The sequence below is a fragment of the Arthrobacter sp. genome (assembly GCF_031179385.1).
Taxonomy (GTDB): Bacteria; Actinomycetota; Actinomycetes; order Actinomycetales; family Micrococcaceae; genus Arthrobacter_D.
Genome location: NZ_JAPSHV010000013.1, coordinates 1 through 14,042, shown reverse-complemented (window position 1 = coordinate 14,042; position 14,042 = coordinate 1). Strand labels below are relative to the sequence as shown.

Sequence of the window (14,042 nt, the reverse complement as noted above, 5' to 3'; positions counted from 1 at the left end):
AGGGAACATCATGAACAGCAACACCCCTGACAACACGGATCGTCGCAGTTCTTCCATGAACGCCGGACAGGACTCCGCGAACCCCTCACATGGTTCTGCGGGCACGTCCGACGCTTCCCGTCAACCCGCCTCCGGCCAGTCCTCGTCGGGAAAGGCCCCTTCAAAAACTTCCAAGAAGGACGCTGGGAAGACAACCAAGACCAGTCACGACTGGAGCGTGTTCCGCACCGTGGTGGTGCTCGTGGGGCTTCTCATTGCCGGCTTCGGAGCGTACTACCTGATTACCGGTTCAGCAGGGCTACCGGAGACGGGAGACGGTCCCGTGAACCCGACTCTGGAGAACCAGTTCCGATTCTTCGCCGCGATGATGATCGGCGTGGGCGCCGCCTTCGTGACGATCGCGATCAAGTTCCAATGGGCGAATATGCTCTGGCTGGTCTGCCTCATGGTGTTCATCGGCGGTATTGGCCGGGTTCTTTCGTGGGCGTTCTCCGGGACCCCGCACTTCCTCCTGATCATTCTCATGGTTCTCGAGCTCGCCTTCCCGGCTGCTCTGCTTGTCTGGCACCGGTACATCGCCAAGACGACCGAGCTGCGGCGGGAGTATGCCGCCCGCCCCTAGCGGTGTGCGGATTCGCCGGCAGTACGTCGCGATCGATTGCCGGCGTGTAGGCACGCAAGCCCGACTCCGAGCATGACAAGTGCGGCTCCGGAGGCAACCTTCGCAGGAATGCCTGTCTGTGCGAGTTCCGCCCGGGCGGGAGCCTGCCCGACCTCGTCTGAAGCAGGAAGTGCCGGCGCTACGGTGGCATCGGGTGTGGGTGGTTGTGCCGGCTCATCTTCCCCCACACACACCGTTTCCGAGGGCTCACCGAAAGCGGAGGTGAAAGCGTTGGTGTGGTCGTCGCCCGCGTAGGAGGCGACGACTGTGTAGCACCCGGGAGCGGTGAAGGCCGCGAAGGATTCACTGGATTGGCTGCCGTTCAGGGCCGGGACCTCGACTTTCGAGTGCAGCGGAGCGTCGGCGGGCACGTCAGCAGTGAGTGAGGGCCGCTCCGGGAGCGGGCCGTACATTGACAGGGTCACAACCGCACCGGTTTCGATTGAGGGTTGCCCAAAGCCTGACCCGATCACTGTGTCGGTAACCCGTTCACCGACAAGTGAGTCGTGTGTCGACAGTTCAGTGGTGATGTCTGGTGTCCACGGTACGAAGGTCGTCTCATCTGTGATGCCGTATTTCCCCTGCCAAGCGAGCACATAACGGGAGGCCTCAGCAGGAAGGGTGCTTTCGGGGCTGATCGACTCAGTCCAGACGTACCATCCCGGCGAGGGGACAACCAGCCCGGGGGTGTCGTACCTCCCCGGACCGTTCACGCGGGTGGTAACGGCGCCCACCATGGGGGTGTCGGAAGGCACTGATTCCTGAGGGACAGGACGAGACGGCAGGGGTCCCCACAGCGTTGATACGACCTCCACAGACACCGGGGTTCCGTCTCCGGGCAATGACAGCCACGGTGCCGTTCCACCAGGACCTCCTGCAGCGGGAGAGGTTCCCACTGTCAGGACATCATGAACGGTGGTGCCCACGCCTGTTCGCGCAGCGGATGCGCGGGTGACCACCGTCGGTTGGAAAGCCGGGAGGTCGGCGATTGCTGCGGCTGAATCACGCGGTTCAACAACTGCTGCAGCAAGCAGTCTCTGGACTCCGTCGCGGGATGGCAGGAGCCACTGCACTCCCGCCGCCGGTGTCCGGGGAACTGAAACCGTGAGTGAGCCTCCGCCTAGTCCTGTCCGCTTCAGGGTGAGCCGGTGGGGCTCATCAGCAGTGGTCCAGGTGGCGCCCCTCTCCTCAGCCAAGGCAAACGGTCCACTCAGCTCTGCACCGGCAGCCAGACCGGCTGCCGATGTGCCGTCTGCACCAAGAACGGAGACGGACGCGGTCATTGTTCCCTCAGCTCCCGCGGCCTCCAGTCTGATGTCAACCTCATAGGGGCCCGCTTCGCTGAATGCGACCTTGGTCATGGAGCGTGCCTCCGCCACCACCCCATCGGGCAGTCGCTCTGCCCTCAGGATGGCGTCCATCCCGGATGAATCCCACGCCATTCCGGGGGAGGTAAGCGCCCAGACGGCCAGCTGCACGGACGCCGCGGTGGCATTGTCCGCGGTGTCACCCCACCGGTGCAGCAGGTAGGACAACGCCGCGTTCTCTGTCGGATTCAATGCACTCCCGTCACTACGGATGAAGCCGCCCGAATGTCCGTCCTCGTATCCTCCGGCATTTTCCGGGGAGAGCCGCTCGAAATCAGTGCAGTACGCGGCCAGGCCTCGGGAGTTCTTGTACTGGCCCACAAAGTGTTCGGCCGCGTGCACACCGGCCGCTCGCGTCCATCCTCCTCCCACCGGCGCGGCCTGGGACGATGGCACCTGAGGCAGACACAAGAGGGTGACCAGGAAGAGGCACACTCCGGCCGTCCGCATTGCCCCTCGGCGCCGGGATAGGAACAGGGAAAATGACACGGAAGATCCTCCTGAGGTGAGTGGGGGCCGCGTTCCTCCCTTGTGGGTGCGGCCAACAGGTATCAATCGTCGCTGTGCCGTTCTCCGAGAGGCGGCCCTCCGGCTTCCATGTGCACAAACTGCCTCAACCGGCGTCGCTGTGCAGGAAAAGAGATTGGCCCGGGAAGTCTCCGTCCTGACTGCGTTCATGGATCGGCCATAATAAGGAACGACGAAGGGTACTGTTACCCGCCCAACCCCAAGGGAGATGCGTGTTCTACTGGAGAGACCTGGCCGATGTGCCGGAGGGTTTCGGTCCCGCAGTCGTCACCATCGGGAACTTCGACGGTGTCCATCGCGGCCACCAAAGCGTGCTTCAGCAACTGGTGGCTGCCGCCCACGAACGAAATGCAGCCGCCGTCGTCATTTCATTCGAGCCTCATCCCGCCCAGGTTCATCGGCCGGAGAGCGCGCCCGAACTGATCATGGGCCTGCAGGACCGAGTGGAAACCCTTGCCGACACAGGCATCGACGGGGTGCTGATGATGCATTACACCCTCGAGTTGGCCGCGTTGACGCCGGAGGAGTTCGTCCGGTCGGTCCTCGTCGACGGTTTGCGGGCGAAGGCCGTGGTCATCGGCCATGACGTGCGCTTTGGCCGCGGCAACTCGGGCGACCTCTCGACGATGCAGGAGCTGGGCGCCCAGCTCGGCTTCGACGTGGTCGTCATCGACGACTTCGGATCAAGCCTGCAGAGTACGACGACGGCTGGAGGCCAGCGGCGCTGCTCCTCAACCTGGGTGCGTGAAGCGCTGGTTGCCGGGGACGTCACGACGGCGGCCCGTATCCTGGGCCGGCCCCATCGCATGCGCGGCGTTGTCGTGCACGGAGCCGCCCGGGGGAGGGCCCTGGGATTTCCCACCGCAAACCTGTCCTCCGACTCCACCGGGTTCATTCCCGCTGATGGAATCTACGCCGGCTGGCTCATCGACAGCAGCCAGGTGCGCTGGCCCGCAGCGATCTCCGTCGGATCCAATCCCACGTTCGAAGGCGTGTCCAGGCAGGTCGAGGCGCACGTGATCGATCGGCCGAAGGAAGAGATCGACGTATTTGACCTGTATGGGCAGACGGTGATCGTGGAGTTCGTACGTCGGCTGCGGGGTATGGTGACCTACCGCGGGCCCGAAGCACTGATCGACCAGATGCGCTTGGACGTGGACCAGACCCGTAGCGTGCTTTCGACAGAACAGCGTACCTACGGGTAAAGTTGACCGAGGTCCTGCTGCAGTCCGTGGTTGCTGGACCACCGCCGGAGCTCCGCTCGATCTGCGAGGGGAACCGGCATCTACTTTGTTCACGGTACAACTCATAGGAGTTATTTGTGGCACTTGACGCCGCTCTGAAGCAGGAAATCATCAAGGAATACGCAACCTCCGAGGGCGACACCGGTTCGCCTGAGGTGCAGATTGCAATGCTTTCCCGCCGAATTCTTGACCTGACCGAACACCTGAAGAAGCACAAGCACGACCACCACACGCGTCGTGGCCTGCTTCTGCTGGTTGGTCGCCGTCGTCGTCTGCTGGACTACCTGCGCGACACCGACATCACGCGCTACCGTACGCTCATTGAGCGCCTCGGCCTGCGCCGCTAGTTAGACTGTGAGGCGGCCCCTTCCTTCGGGAAGGAGCCGCCTTCAATCTTTGCGGCAGATATGCCGCAAAGGAACCGCACTCCCAGGAGTGCGTTGGAAGTAAAAAGTCCATACCAGGAGCCAGGCGGACACGCAGGCATTCGCGGTCCTCGGTAGTGGTCTCCGGGCACCATCCGTGTGATGGCAGTTCCCGTGGACCTCGATCGAAGACCGGGTGCCACAACCCGTCCTAACGGCGTTGACCAGCAAGACGCCGCCTGCCTCCGTCACCACAGAAACGGAGGTGACTCTCTATGGAGGGTCCCGAAATCCAGTTCGCCGAAGCCGTTATCGACAACGGTCGCTTCGGCCAGCGCACAGTTCGCTTCGAAACCGGGCGTCTCGCCCAGCAGGCCGCCGGTGCCGCAATGGTCTACATCGACGAGGACACCGCGCTCCTTTCCGCCACCACTGCAGGAAAGTCCCCGCGCGAAGGTTTCGACTTCTTCCCGCTCACCGTGGACGTCGAAGAGCGTATGTACGCTGCCGGCCGCATCCCGGGCTCGTTCTTCCGCCGTGAGGGCCGCCCGTCCACCGAGGCGATCCTCGCATGCCGCCTGATGGACCGCCCGCTGCGTCCGGCCTTCGTGAAGGGTCTGCGCAACGAGGTTCAGATCGTCGTCACCGTGCTCGCCATCAATCCTGATGTCCGTTACGACGTCGTCGCTATCAACGCCGCTTCCATGTCCACGCAGCTCTCCGGTCTTCCGTTCTCCGGTCCGATCGGCGGCGTTCGCGTTGCGCTCGTCTCCGACGGCTCCGGCGAGGACCAGTGGATCGCGTTCCCGAAGCACTCCGAGCTCGAGAACTCCGTGTTCGACATGGTTGTTGCCGGCCGGGTGGTCGGTGACGATGTAGCGATCATGATGGTCGAGGCTGAGGCCACCGACAACTCCTGGTCCCTCATCAAGGACAACGGTGCGACGGCACCTACCGAAGAGGTCGTCGCCGACGGCCTTGAGGCTGCAAAGCCCTTCATCCGCGCACTGTGCGAAGCCCAGTCGGACCTCGCCGGCCGCGCTGCCAAGCCCACGGTTGAGTTCCCCGTGTTCAAGGATTACCAGGACGACGTTTTCGCTGCCGTTGAGGGTGCTGCCGGTTCACGCCTGGCTGAGATCTTCACGATCGCCGACAAGCAGGAGCGAGAGGACGCAGCCAACGCCTACCGCGCCGAGGTCATCGAGTCGCTCTCCGGCCAGTTCGAGGGCCGCGAGAAGGAAATCGCCGGAGCCTTCAACTCGGTCACCAAGAAGGTTGTGCGTCAGCGCATCCTGCGTGACCAGGTCCGTATCGACGGCCGTGGGCTGAGCGACATCCGCAAGCTCACCGCCGAGGTGGAGGTCCTTCCGCGCGTTCATGGATCGGCCATCTTCGAACGTGGCGAGACCCAGATTATGGGCGTCACTACGCTGAACATGCTCAAGATGGAACAGCAGATCGACTCGCTGTCTCCGGTGACGCGCAAGCGCTACATGCACAACTACAACTTCCCGCCCTACTCCACCGGTGAAACCGGTCGCGTGGGATCGCCGAAGCGCCGCGAAATCGGTCACGGTGCGCTGGCGGAGCGTGCTCTCGTCCCGGTTCTGCCCAGCCGCGAGGAGTTCCCGTACGCCATCCGCCAGGTCTCCGAGGCCCTCGGCTCCAATGGTTCCACTTCGATGGGCTCCGTCTGCGCTTCGACGCTGTCGCTGCTCAACGCCGGTGTGCCCCTGAAGGCTCCGGTTGCGGGCATCGCAATGGGCCTCGTGTCCGATGAAGTGGACGGCCAGACCCGTTACGCGGCCCTGACCGACATCCTCGGCGCCGAAGACGCTTTCGGTGACATGGACTTCAAGGTCGCTGGTACTTCCGAGTTCGTCACGGCGATCCAGCTCGACACGAAGCTCGACGGCATCCCGGCTTCTGTGCTCGCGGCAGCACTGAAGCAGGCCCGGGAGGCACGTCTGCACATCCTCGGAGTTCTTGAGGCTGCGATCGACACCCCGGATGAGCTCTCCGAGTTCGCTCCGCGCATCATCTCCGTGAAGATCCCGGTCGACAAGATCGGTGAGGTCATCGGCCCCAAGGGCAAGATGATCAACCAGATCCAGGAAGACACCGGAGCCGACATCTCGATCGAGGACGACGGCACCGTGTTGATCGGCGCCACTGACGGTTCCTCGGCCGAAGCTGCCCGCGCTGCGGTGAACGCTATCGCGAACCCGCAGGTTCCCGAGATCGGTGAGCGTTACCTGGGCACGGTTGTGAAGACCACCACCTTCGGTGCGTTCGTTTCACTGACGCCGGGCAAGGACGGGCTGCTGCACATCTCAGAGCTGCGCAAGCTCGCCGGCGGCAAGCGCGTGGACAACGTCGACGACGTCGTCTCCGTGGGCCAGAAGGTCCAGGTCGAGATCACCAAGATCGACGACCGCGGCAAGCTCTCTCTCTCGCCCGTAGTGGCGGAGGAAGCCGGCGAAGCCGCTGCTGACGACGCTCCGGGTGCTCACGCACAGGATGCCGCCGAGGGCGACGACAACTAGCGGACACGCTGACAAGCACAAACCAACGGCTCCGCGGCGAACTGATTCGCCGCGGAGCCGCTGGCGTTGAGGAGAAGTTATGACTGAAACAGGCCAGGGCTCACCCGTCCTACTTCCATTGGTGACGGGCGGTTCCGAGCACTCTTCCATGCTCGTTGCGGGAGCACAGGGGGGAGCGGTGGTCCGCCGCTCTGTGCTGCCCGGTGGTGTCCGTGTACTGACCGAGGCAATGCCCGGGCAGCGGTCGGCGAGCATCGGTTTCTGGGTGGGCGTCGGTTCCCGCGACGAAGCCGACGGAGAGCATGGTTCCACGCACTTCCTCGAGCACCTGCTGTTCAAGGGAACACAACGGCGGACCGCGCTTGATATCGCCGCCGCCTTTGATGAGGTCGGGGGAGAATCGAACGCTGCGACCGCCAAGGAAAATACCTGCTACTACGCGAGGGTTCTCGATTCCGACCTCCCGATGGCGATAGATGTCATCGCGGACATGGTGACATCGGCCGTCATCGATCCGGAGGAACTGGAGCAGGAGCGCCACGTCATCCTGGAAGAGATCGCGATGGACAGCGACGACCCGTCCGACGTCGCGCACGAAAAATTTGTCGAAGCCGTCCTGGGCGCACACCCGCTTGGGCGCCCCATCGGCGGGACCCCTGACGCTATCAAGGCCATCTCGCGCGACTCCGTCCTTGACCACTACCGCCGCTACTACCGTCCGGAGGAACTGGTGGTGACGGCGGCCGGAGGACTGGATCACGACGTCGTATGCTCACTCGTCGTGCAGGCGCTTGAACGGGCGGGGTGGACGCTTGCAGCAGACGCCGCCCCCGTTCCCAGGCGTGCGCCGGAGCCTACCGTGCTCAAGGACAGCGGTGGAGTGCACGTGATCCGGCGCGCAGTGGAGCAGGCGAATGTCCTGGTGGGCTGTCCGGCACTGACGGCCACGGACGATCGGCGCTTCGTGATGAGCGTCCTCAACGCGGTGCTCGGCGGGGGCATGTCCTCCCGTCTCTTCCAGGAGATCCGGGAGAAGCGTGGGCTCGCCTACTCGACCTACTCTTTCTCGGCGTCGTACGCCGACGCAGGTTATTTCGCCATGTATGCCGGGTGTAGCCCGGCGAAGACGGGCCAGGTTATCGGCCTGCTCAGCGCGGAGCTCGAGCGGCTGGCATCGGAGGGCGTCAGCGACGAGGAACTCAGGCGTGCGGTCGGTCAGCTCTCCGGCGGCATGGTGCTTTCCCTCGAAGACAGCGGTTCGCGGATGACCCGACTGGGCCGCGCGGAGCTGGTCAGCGGCGAGTTCCTCGGGCTTGACCTTACGCTGGAGCGCGTCCGGGCTGTGACTGCGGATCAGGTGCAGGCGCTCGCACGGCAGCTCGCTGATGCACCCCGGACTATCACGGTCGTTGGACCGTTCGACAGCGAGGCGGAGCTGGGCCTGTAGCCAGGCCGGCGATGTCCTGCCGCCTAGCCCCCGGCGAACGGCGGCAGGACATCGAGAACGTCGCCGCGTCCCAGTGGTGCGGTATGGTCGCGCAGCGCAACCTCGTTGAGCAGGAAGCTGCTTCGTTCCAGAACCTTTGCCATGGACGGATCGCCGTCGGGGTGGAGGCTGCGGATCTCGCCCAGCACCTCCGAAAGCGCCACGCCGTCCAGATCGAGGCGTTCTTCAGGGACGCCGGCGGCCGCCTGGGCCGCGCCGAAGTATCGAACCAGCAATTCAGCCGCCAATCGCACTCATGGAGCGGTCGGGCTGCACGAAGTCGGCAGCCCCAAGGCCGGTATGGTCCATGCCGTGCGCCTTGGGCTTGGCCCACATTGCTTCCTGCCAACGCCGGGCGATGGCGTCGTCGTCGGCGCCCGAGCGCAGCAGGTCCCGCAAATCTGTTTCTTCGCGGGAGAACAGGCAGCTCATGATCTTGCCCTCGGCCGTGACGCGCGTGCGCCTGCAATCTGCACAGAAGGGCTCCGTCACGGAGGCGATGATTCCCACGGTGCCGATAACGACGTCGGGCGCTTCCGGCCTGCGCACCTCCCACCGTTCGGCGGGGGCACCGTCGCGGTTCCGCGGGTCGGGCGTGAGCACGAACCGTTCGGTGAGACGTTCTCGGATCTCGGAAGCGGTGATCATCCCGTCACGGGTCCATCCGTGATCGGCGTCGAGGGGCATCTGCTCGATGAAACGCAGTTCGAATCCACGTAAGACAGCCCACTCCAGCAGGTCCGGCGCCTCGTGGTCGTTGATTCCGCGCATGAGTACGGCGTTGATTTTGACCAGCCCGAGACCGACGGCGGCAGCCGCCTCGATACCGCGCAGAACCCGGTCGAGGAAAGGCCGGCGGGTCAGCTGGGCGAAGGTGTCCGGGTGCAGCGAATCCATGGAAACGTTGATCCGGGTCAGGCCGGCGTCCTTGAGGCGTTGAGCTTTCTTGTCCAGGCCCAGGCCGTTGGTCGTCAGCGATACCGGTAGGTCAGGGTGCTGGGCGCGGATATCGGCGATGATGTCGATCAGGTCCGCCCGCACCAGCGGCTCACCGCCCGTCAGGCGAAGTTCGCGGATGCCCAATATGTTCACTCCTATGGCGACCAGCCGGACAATTTCCTCGCGGGAGAGCACCTGGTCCTTCTGCAGCCATTCCAGACCCTCGGCCGGCATGCAGTAGGTGCAGCGAAGATTGCACTTGTCGGTGAGGGATAAGCGCATGTCTGTGGCCCTGCGCCCGTAGGAATCAACCAGCCCGGCATCGGGCGCAGGCATATTCGCGCGCACGGTAGGGCTGCCAAGTGGGATTGCCATAGTCCGACATTACGCCCTTTGTCTCAGGCCCTCCATTTATTTATCCCAAGGCTCGGGGAGCTTCGCGGGACGCGCCCCAGCTAGGCTGGGATGTGCATCATCGCATGCACACCACGTAATGTCCGCGCGGCTTGATACAACGGGGCACAATGACACGAACAGTCGAGGAACATCAGCAGGCCGTACTCGGACTGCTGAGGTACAGCAGCGCCTTCGCCGACCGGACGGCCGAAATGCTGCCCCTCAGGGCGGCGCGGGGACGGGTGCTCGCTGAGGACCTGCGCGCCCCCGTGAGCCTGCCTCCCTTCGACAACTCGCAGATGGACGGCTACGCGGTCCACCACGCTGACCTCGATGGCTCCGAGGCCCGGCGGTTCTCGGTCGCGCCCCCGGTGCCTGCCGGTGCCAAACCCGATGTACTTCTGCCTGGTTCTGCCGCACCCATCATGACGGGAGCCATGCTCCCGGAGGGGGCAGCCGCCGTCGTACCGATCGAGCGGGCGGTGCCCTCCCTGTTCCCCACCACCACTCAGTATCGGAACTCCGAGCTCACGGTGGAGTTGCCCGCCGTCGAGGAGGGCTCCTTCATCCGGCGCGCAGGCAGCGATGTTGCGGCTGGAAGTATCGCCCTGGAGGCGGGGACCCTGCTGGGGCCCGCGCAGCTCGGTCTGGTGGCGGCCTGCGGCCTGGCAACGGTGTCCGTGCGACCACGATTCCTCGTGTTGCTCCTCAGCACGGGCGACGAAGTCCAGGAACCCGGCACCGCGCTTGCCCCCGGCCGGATTTTCGACGCCAACACCACACTGCTGACGACGGCACTTGAAGAGGCGGGCGCGGAAGTACAGCTCCACAGCATCGTGGCTGACAATCCGGAGAAGCTGAGGGAGGCACTGCAGTCCATCGGCCGGCCGGTCAATCTCATCCTGAGTACCGGCGGCATCAGCCAGGGTGCCTATGAAGTGGTCAAGCAGGCGCTGGCAGACAGCAGCGTCGAGTTCCTGTCGGTGTCCATGCAGCCCGGCGGGCCGCAGGCCATCGGTACCATCAACGGAGTGCCCTTCCTCGGGTTCCCAGGCAACCCGGTGAGCGCGCTGGTCTCCTTCGAAATGTTCCTCCGGCCCGCGCTCAGCACAGTTACCGGGATACCGGGTAACCGGGTCTGCCTGCCGGCACGGCTCACCGAGGACGTCCGTTCGCCGGAAAATAAGCACCAGGTCCGCCGGGGGCTCTACACAGACCGAACCGGCCAGGGGGAGGGGATCGGAGACGTTACGCTGCTTGGCGGGCCAGGTTCCCACCTCCTGCACGCCCTTGCCGGATCGAACGCGCTTGTGCACCTGCCCGTCGGAACGGGCACTGTGGAGGCGGGCACACCGGTTGCCGTATGGCTGCTCAGCGAGCTCCGCGGCGGCGTGCAACCACTTCATCCCAGTAATCCCAACCGAGAGGCGCTGACATGACCGAACCCCAAGCCCGGCTGACCCATGTGCGCGACGACGGCTCAGCACACATGGTCGACGTATCGGCGAAGGCGGTTACCGCGCGTGAGGCAACCGCTCAGAGCGTCCTGCGGACAACCCCGGAAGTCATCGCGCTGATCGTGGACGGCGACCTTCCCAAGGGAGACGCCCTCGCGGTGGCCCGCATAGCGGGAATCATGGCGGCCAAGCAGACCTCGACGCTGATACCGCTGTGCCACCCGTTGCCGTTGAGCAAGGTGACCCTGGACTTCGCCCCGGACGGCGACGCGGTCGTCGTGACGGCAACGGTGAAGACCACCGCTGTGACCGGCGTTGAGATGGAGGCATTGACTGCGGCGTCCGTTGCCGCCCTGACGCTCTACGACATGATCAAGGCCGTGGACAAGCACGCCGTCGTCACGGACATTCGGGTCCTGGCGAAATCGGGCGGAAAGAGCGGGGACTGGATCGCATGAGTTCCCCCAGGACAGCCGCGCTGATCATCGCGTCGACGCGTGCCGCGGCAGGCGTGTACGAGGACGAATGCGCGCCCCTGATCCAGCGCTGGCTGGTGGGAAAGGGCTACGCCGTGCAGCGTGCGGAAGTGGTTCCTGACGGCGATGCAGTGCGCGAGGCCCTCGCCCTCTGCCTTGGCGGCGCACCGTCCGTGCTCATCACCAGCGGAGGCACTGGCCTGAGCGCCGACGACGTCACCCCTGAGCTCACCGAACCCTTCCTCACCCGTTCGTTGCCGGGAATCATGGAGGCGGTCCGTCGGGCAGGAGCCGCAAAGACTCCCATGGCCGCATTGAGCCGTGGATTTGCCGGAGTGTCCGGCTCCACCTTCGTCATCAATCTCCCGGGATCGCCGGGGGCAGTCCAGGACGGCCTGGACGTACTGGACCCCGTTCTTGACCACATCTGCGAGCAACTTGAGGGAAGCCATGAGCACTAGCACTGTCCTGTACGCCGGCGTTTCCGCCGAGCCCCTCGACCTGAATCTTGCCCTCAGCGTCGTAGGTTCCGCTGACTGCGGAGCGGTGGTGGGCTTCGGGGGAGTGGTGCGCAACCACGACGGCGGCCGGCAGGTTGACCGCCTGGGCTACAGCGCCCACCCTTCCGCGGGAAACGTGATCGCCGAGATCGCCGCGGAAATCGCCGAAAAGTACAAAGGCATCCGGATCTGGGTGGCGCACCGCACCGGCCCGTTGGCGATTGGGGATCCGGCCCTGGTCGCAGCCGTGGCCTCGGGCCACCGCGGCGAAGCATTTGCAGCGTGTACTGAGCTCGTCGACACCGTCAAGGCCCGCGCCCCCATCTGGAAGGAGCAGTTCTTCGCGGACGGCTCGGTCGAATGGGTCGGCGTCGAGGGCTGACCGGACCAGTAGCGCCTGCTGGCCTCCCACGTCTCGCTGGCGCTCGGCGCGAGACCCTCGGCCAGTAGGCTTAGCCCCATGACTCAACCGACTTCCGTTGCCGTTCTTGGCGCCTCCGGCCGCATGGGTACCGAGGCCGTCAAGGCTATCGATGCTGCTGCTGACCTCCGACTAGTCGCTGCCCTTGGCAGGACAGATTCACTCGAGGACATTGTGACAGCTGGCGCGCAGGTGATTGTGGACCTCACGGTGCCGGAGAGCACCGAACACAACGTGGCGTTCGCCGTCGAGCACGGCATTCACGCCGTCGTCGGGACCACCGGCTGGGACGAGGAACGAATCGGTCGTCTCGAGGGATTGCTGGACCGGAACCGCCACGTCGGTGTGCTGATCGCGCCCAACTTCGCCCTCGGCTCGGTGCTCGCAACGGCCTTCGCCGCCCGGGCGGCGCGGTACTTCGAATCGGTTGAGCTCATCGAACTCCACCACCCGGACAAAGTGGATGCACCGTCAGGCACGGCGGAGCGGACGGCGGCTCTCATTGCCGACGCGCGTCGCGAGGCCGGGCTCGCCGCGAGCCCGGATGCCACCCGAACGGCACGCGACGGTGCCCGCGGCTGTGACGTCGACGGCGTCCGTGTTCACTCCGTGCGCTTGCGGGGTCTCGTAGCGCACCAGGAGGTCCTCTTCGGGGGCGTCGGCGAGCAGCTGACCATCCGCCACGACTCGTTCCACCGCGAGTCCTTCATGCCGGGCGTGCTGCTCGGGGTCCGCGAGGTGAGTTCGCGTCCTGGCCTCACCGTGGGCCTGGACGGTTACCTGGACCTGCAGGCGTGATGCAGACTGTGGACTTTCTGAAGAAACATCGCGTCAAAATAGGCGTGGTCTTCGTCACTGTTCTCCTTGCTTTCTGGCTCATAGTCGCACTGCAGCGAAGCGTGATCCTGCTGACCGATCCGGATCCCGTCGCCAAGGCGCTTGGTGTGGCCTACCTCCTCCTTCCGATGATCGGCGCATGGGCCCTGGTTCGGGAACTCTCGTTCGGCGCCCAGACCGAGCGGATGGCGTCCACACTCGACTCGGAGGGCGGTTTGCCGGTGGATGACCTGCCACGCACGCCTGCGGGCCGCATCGTGCGGGAGGCAGCCGATGCGCAGTTCCCCGCGTACCAGGCGGAAGCCGAAGCCAATCCGGGCGACTGGCGTTCCTGGTTCCGGCTCTCATGCGCCTACGACGCCGCCGGCGACCGCACGCGCGCACGCCGCTCAATGCGTCACGCAGCGAAGCTTTTCCGCGGGGAAGCGGACTAGCCGGCCCTTCGTGCCCTGCTCGGCGAGCGGGCCGCGTCGCTTGCGCCGGCCGCTACAAATTCCAGCGGCCCGCGCGCGCCTAGTTTCCGCACCAGCAGCCCAAGGGCAACGAAGACGGTCACCTGGGCCCAGTAGACCGGCGCAGGGTCCAGGGGAACCTCCTGCTGGTCGACGATACTCATTACCCAGATGTGCAGGGAGTAAAGGGTCAGCGTCATTGCACCGGGAGCCGACAGCGGCAGCAGCAGCCAGGGCAGCCGACGTGTCACCACGAGGCAGAGCCCGACGACGGCCGCTGCCGTACCAGCGGTGTGCATCAGATCCAGCGGCGTGCCGGAGTGGGGAGCGCTGGCTGCAAGCCACCACCAGGTGCCGGCCTGGTCGA

The 14,042-nt window shown here is 65.1% G+C and carries 14 protein-coding genes and 1 pseudogene; 11 read left to right on the top strand and 4 right to left on the bottom strand.

The features are described from left to right. Positions 1–10: 10 nt before the first annotated feature. Entirely contained in the window at positions 11–622 is a 612-nt protein-coding gene (locus RIF85_RS03850; RefSeq protein ID WP_309070588.1) for a DUF4345 domain-containing protein, read from the top strand. Here the strand turns inward: RIF85_RS03850 and RIF85_RS03845 are convergent. Further along, entirely contained in the window at positions 619–2,517 is a 1,899-nt protein-coding gene (locus RIF85_RS03845; RefSeq protein WP_309070587.1) for a hypothetical protein, read from the bottom strand. The genes RIF85_RS03850 and RIF85_RS03845 overlap by 4 nt on opposite strands. A 251-nt stretch (positions 2,518–2,768) precedes the next feature. On the opposite strand from RIF85_RS03845, the gene RIF85_RS03840 reads away from it, so the two are divergent. The 4 genes from RIF85_RS03840 to RIF85_RS03825 all read left to right on the top strand — a co-directional run bounded on the left by RIF85_RS03840 (position 2,769) and on the right by RIF85_RS03825 (position 8,158). After that, positions 2,769–3,761 carry a bifunctional riboflavin kinase/FAD synthetase gene (locus RIF85_RS03840; protein ID WP_309070586.1) on the top strand — a complete coding sequence of 331 codons (993 nt, stop codon included), beginning with the start codon at positions 2,769–2,771 and terminating at the stop codon, positions 3,759–3,761. 116 nt (positions 3,762–3,877) lie between these two features. Beyond that, positions 3,878–4,147 (top strand): 30S ribosomal protein S15, encoded by a 270-nt coding sequence (gene rpsO / locus RIF85_RS03835; RefSeq protein ID WP_309070585.1) that lies wholly within the window; start codon positions 3,878–3,880, stop codon positions 4,145–4,147. A gap of 293 nt (positions 4,148–4,440) precedes the next feature. Then, positions 4,441–6,711: a polyribonucleotide nucleotidyltransferase gene (locus RIF85_RS03830; protein WP_309070584.1), complete on the top strand. Its 2,271-nt coding sequence runs from the start codon at positions 4,441–4,443 to the stop codon at positions 6,709–6,711. A 148-nt stretch (positions 6,712–6,859) separates the two neighbouring features. Next, positions 6,860–8,158: a pitrilysin family protein gene (locus tag RIF85_RS03825; protein WP_309070618.1), complete on the top strand. Its 1,299-nt coding sequence runs from the start codon at positions 6,860–6,862 to the stop codon at positions 8,156–8,158. Positions 8,159–8,181: 23 nt separating this feature from the next. Here RIF85_RS03825 and RIF85_RS03820 read toward each other — a convergent pair whose 3' ends face one another. Continuing rightward, complete coding sequence (locus RIF85_RS03820; protein WP_309070617.1) at positions 8,182–8,433, bottom strand: MoaD/ThiS family protein; 252 nt, start codon at positions 8,431–8,433, stop codon at positions 8,182–8,184. Position 8,434: 1 nt separating this feature from the next. Then, positions 8,435–9,511, bottom strand: coding sequence for a GTP 3',8-cyclase MoaA (gene moaA / locus RIF85_RS03815; RefSeq protein ID WP_309070583.1), 1,077 nt, complete (start codon positions 9,509–9,511; stop codon positions 8,435–8,437). 149 nt (positions 9,512–9,660) lie between these two features. Here moaA and glp point away from each other — a divergent pair, with 149 nt between their 5' ends. The 6 genes from glp to RIF85_RS03785 all read left to right on the top strand — a co-directional run bounded on the left by glp (position 9,661) and on the right by RIF85_RS03785 (position 13,657). Continuing rightward, positions 9,661–10,971 (top strand): gephyrin-like molybdotransferase Glp, encoded by a 1,311-nt coding sequence (glp, locus tag RIF85_RS03810; RefSeq protein WP_309070582.1) that lies wholly within the window; start codon positions 9,661–9,663, stop codon positions 10,969–10,971. Continuing rightward, a complete protein-coding gene (gene moaC, locus RIF85_RS03805) occupies positions 10,968–11,447 on the top strand; it encodes a cyclic pyranopterin monophosphate synthase MoaC (RefSeq protein WP_309070581.1) in 480 nt (159 codons plus the stop codon). Before glp ends, moaC begins: the two co-directional genes overlap by 4 nt. Beyond that, complete coding sequence (locus RIF85_RS03800) at positions 11,444–11,926, top strand: MogA/MoaB family molybdenum cofactor biosynthesis protein (protein ID WP_309070580.1); 483 nt, start codon at positions 11,444–11,446, stop codon at positions 11,924–11,926. The genes moaC and RIF85_RS03800 overlap by 4 nt, the downstream gene beginning before the upstream one ends. Further along, entirely contained in the window at positions 11,916–12,347 is a 432-nt protein-coding gene (locus RIF85_RS03795) for a molybdenum cofactor biosynthesis protein MoaE (protein WP_309070579.1), read from the top strand. The genes RIF85_RS03800 and RIF85_RS03795 overlap by 11 nt, the downstream gene beginning before the upstream one ends. Positions 12,348–12,425: 78 nt before the next feature. After that, positions 12,426–13,184 carry a 4-hydroxy-tetrahydrodipicolinate reductase gene (gene dapB / locus RIF85_RS03790; protein ID WP_309070578.1) on the top strand — a complete coding sequence of 253 codons (759 nt, stop codon included), beginning with the start codon at positions 12,426–12,428 and terminating at the stop codon, positions 13,182–13,184. Next, positions 13,184–13,657, top strand: a complete 474-nt coding sequence (locus RIF85_RS03785; protein WP_309070616.1) for a hypothetical protein — start codon at positions 13,184–13,186, stop codon at positions 13,655–13,657. The genes dapB and RIF85_RS03785 overlap by 1 nt, the downstream gene beginning before the upstream one ends. Here RIF85_RS03785 and RIF85_RS03780 read toward each other — a convergent pair. Continuing rightward, positions 13,654–14,042: pseudogene (locus RIF85_RS03780) on the bottom strand (hypothetical protein); the annotation flags it as partial. The gene RIF85_RS03785 and the pseudogene RIF85_RS03780 overlap by 4 nt on opposite strands.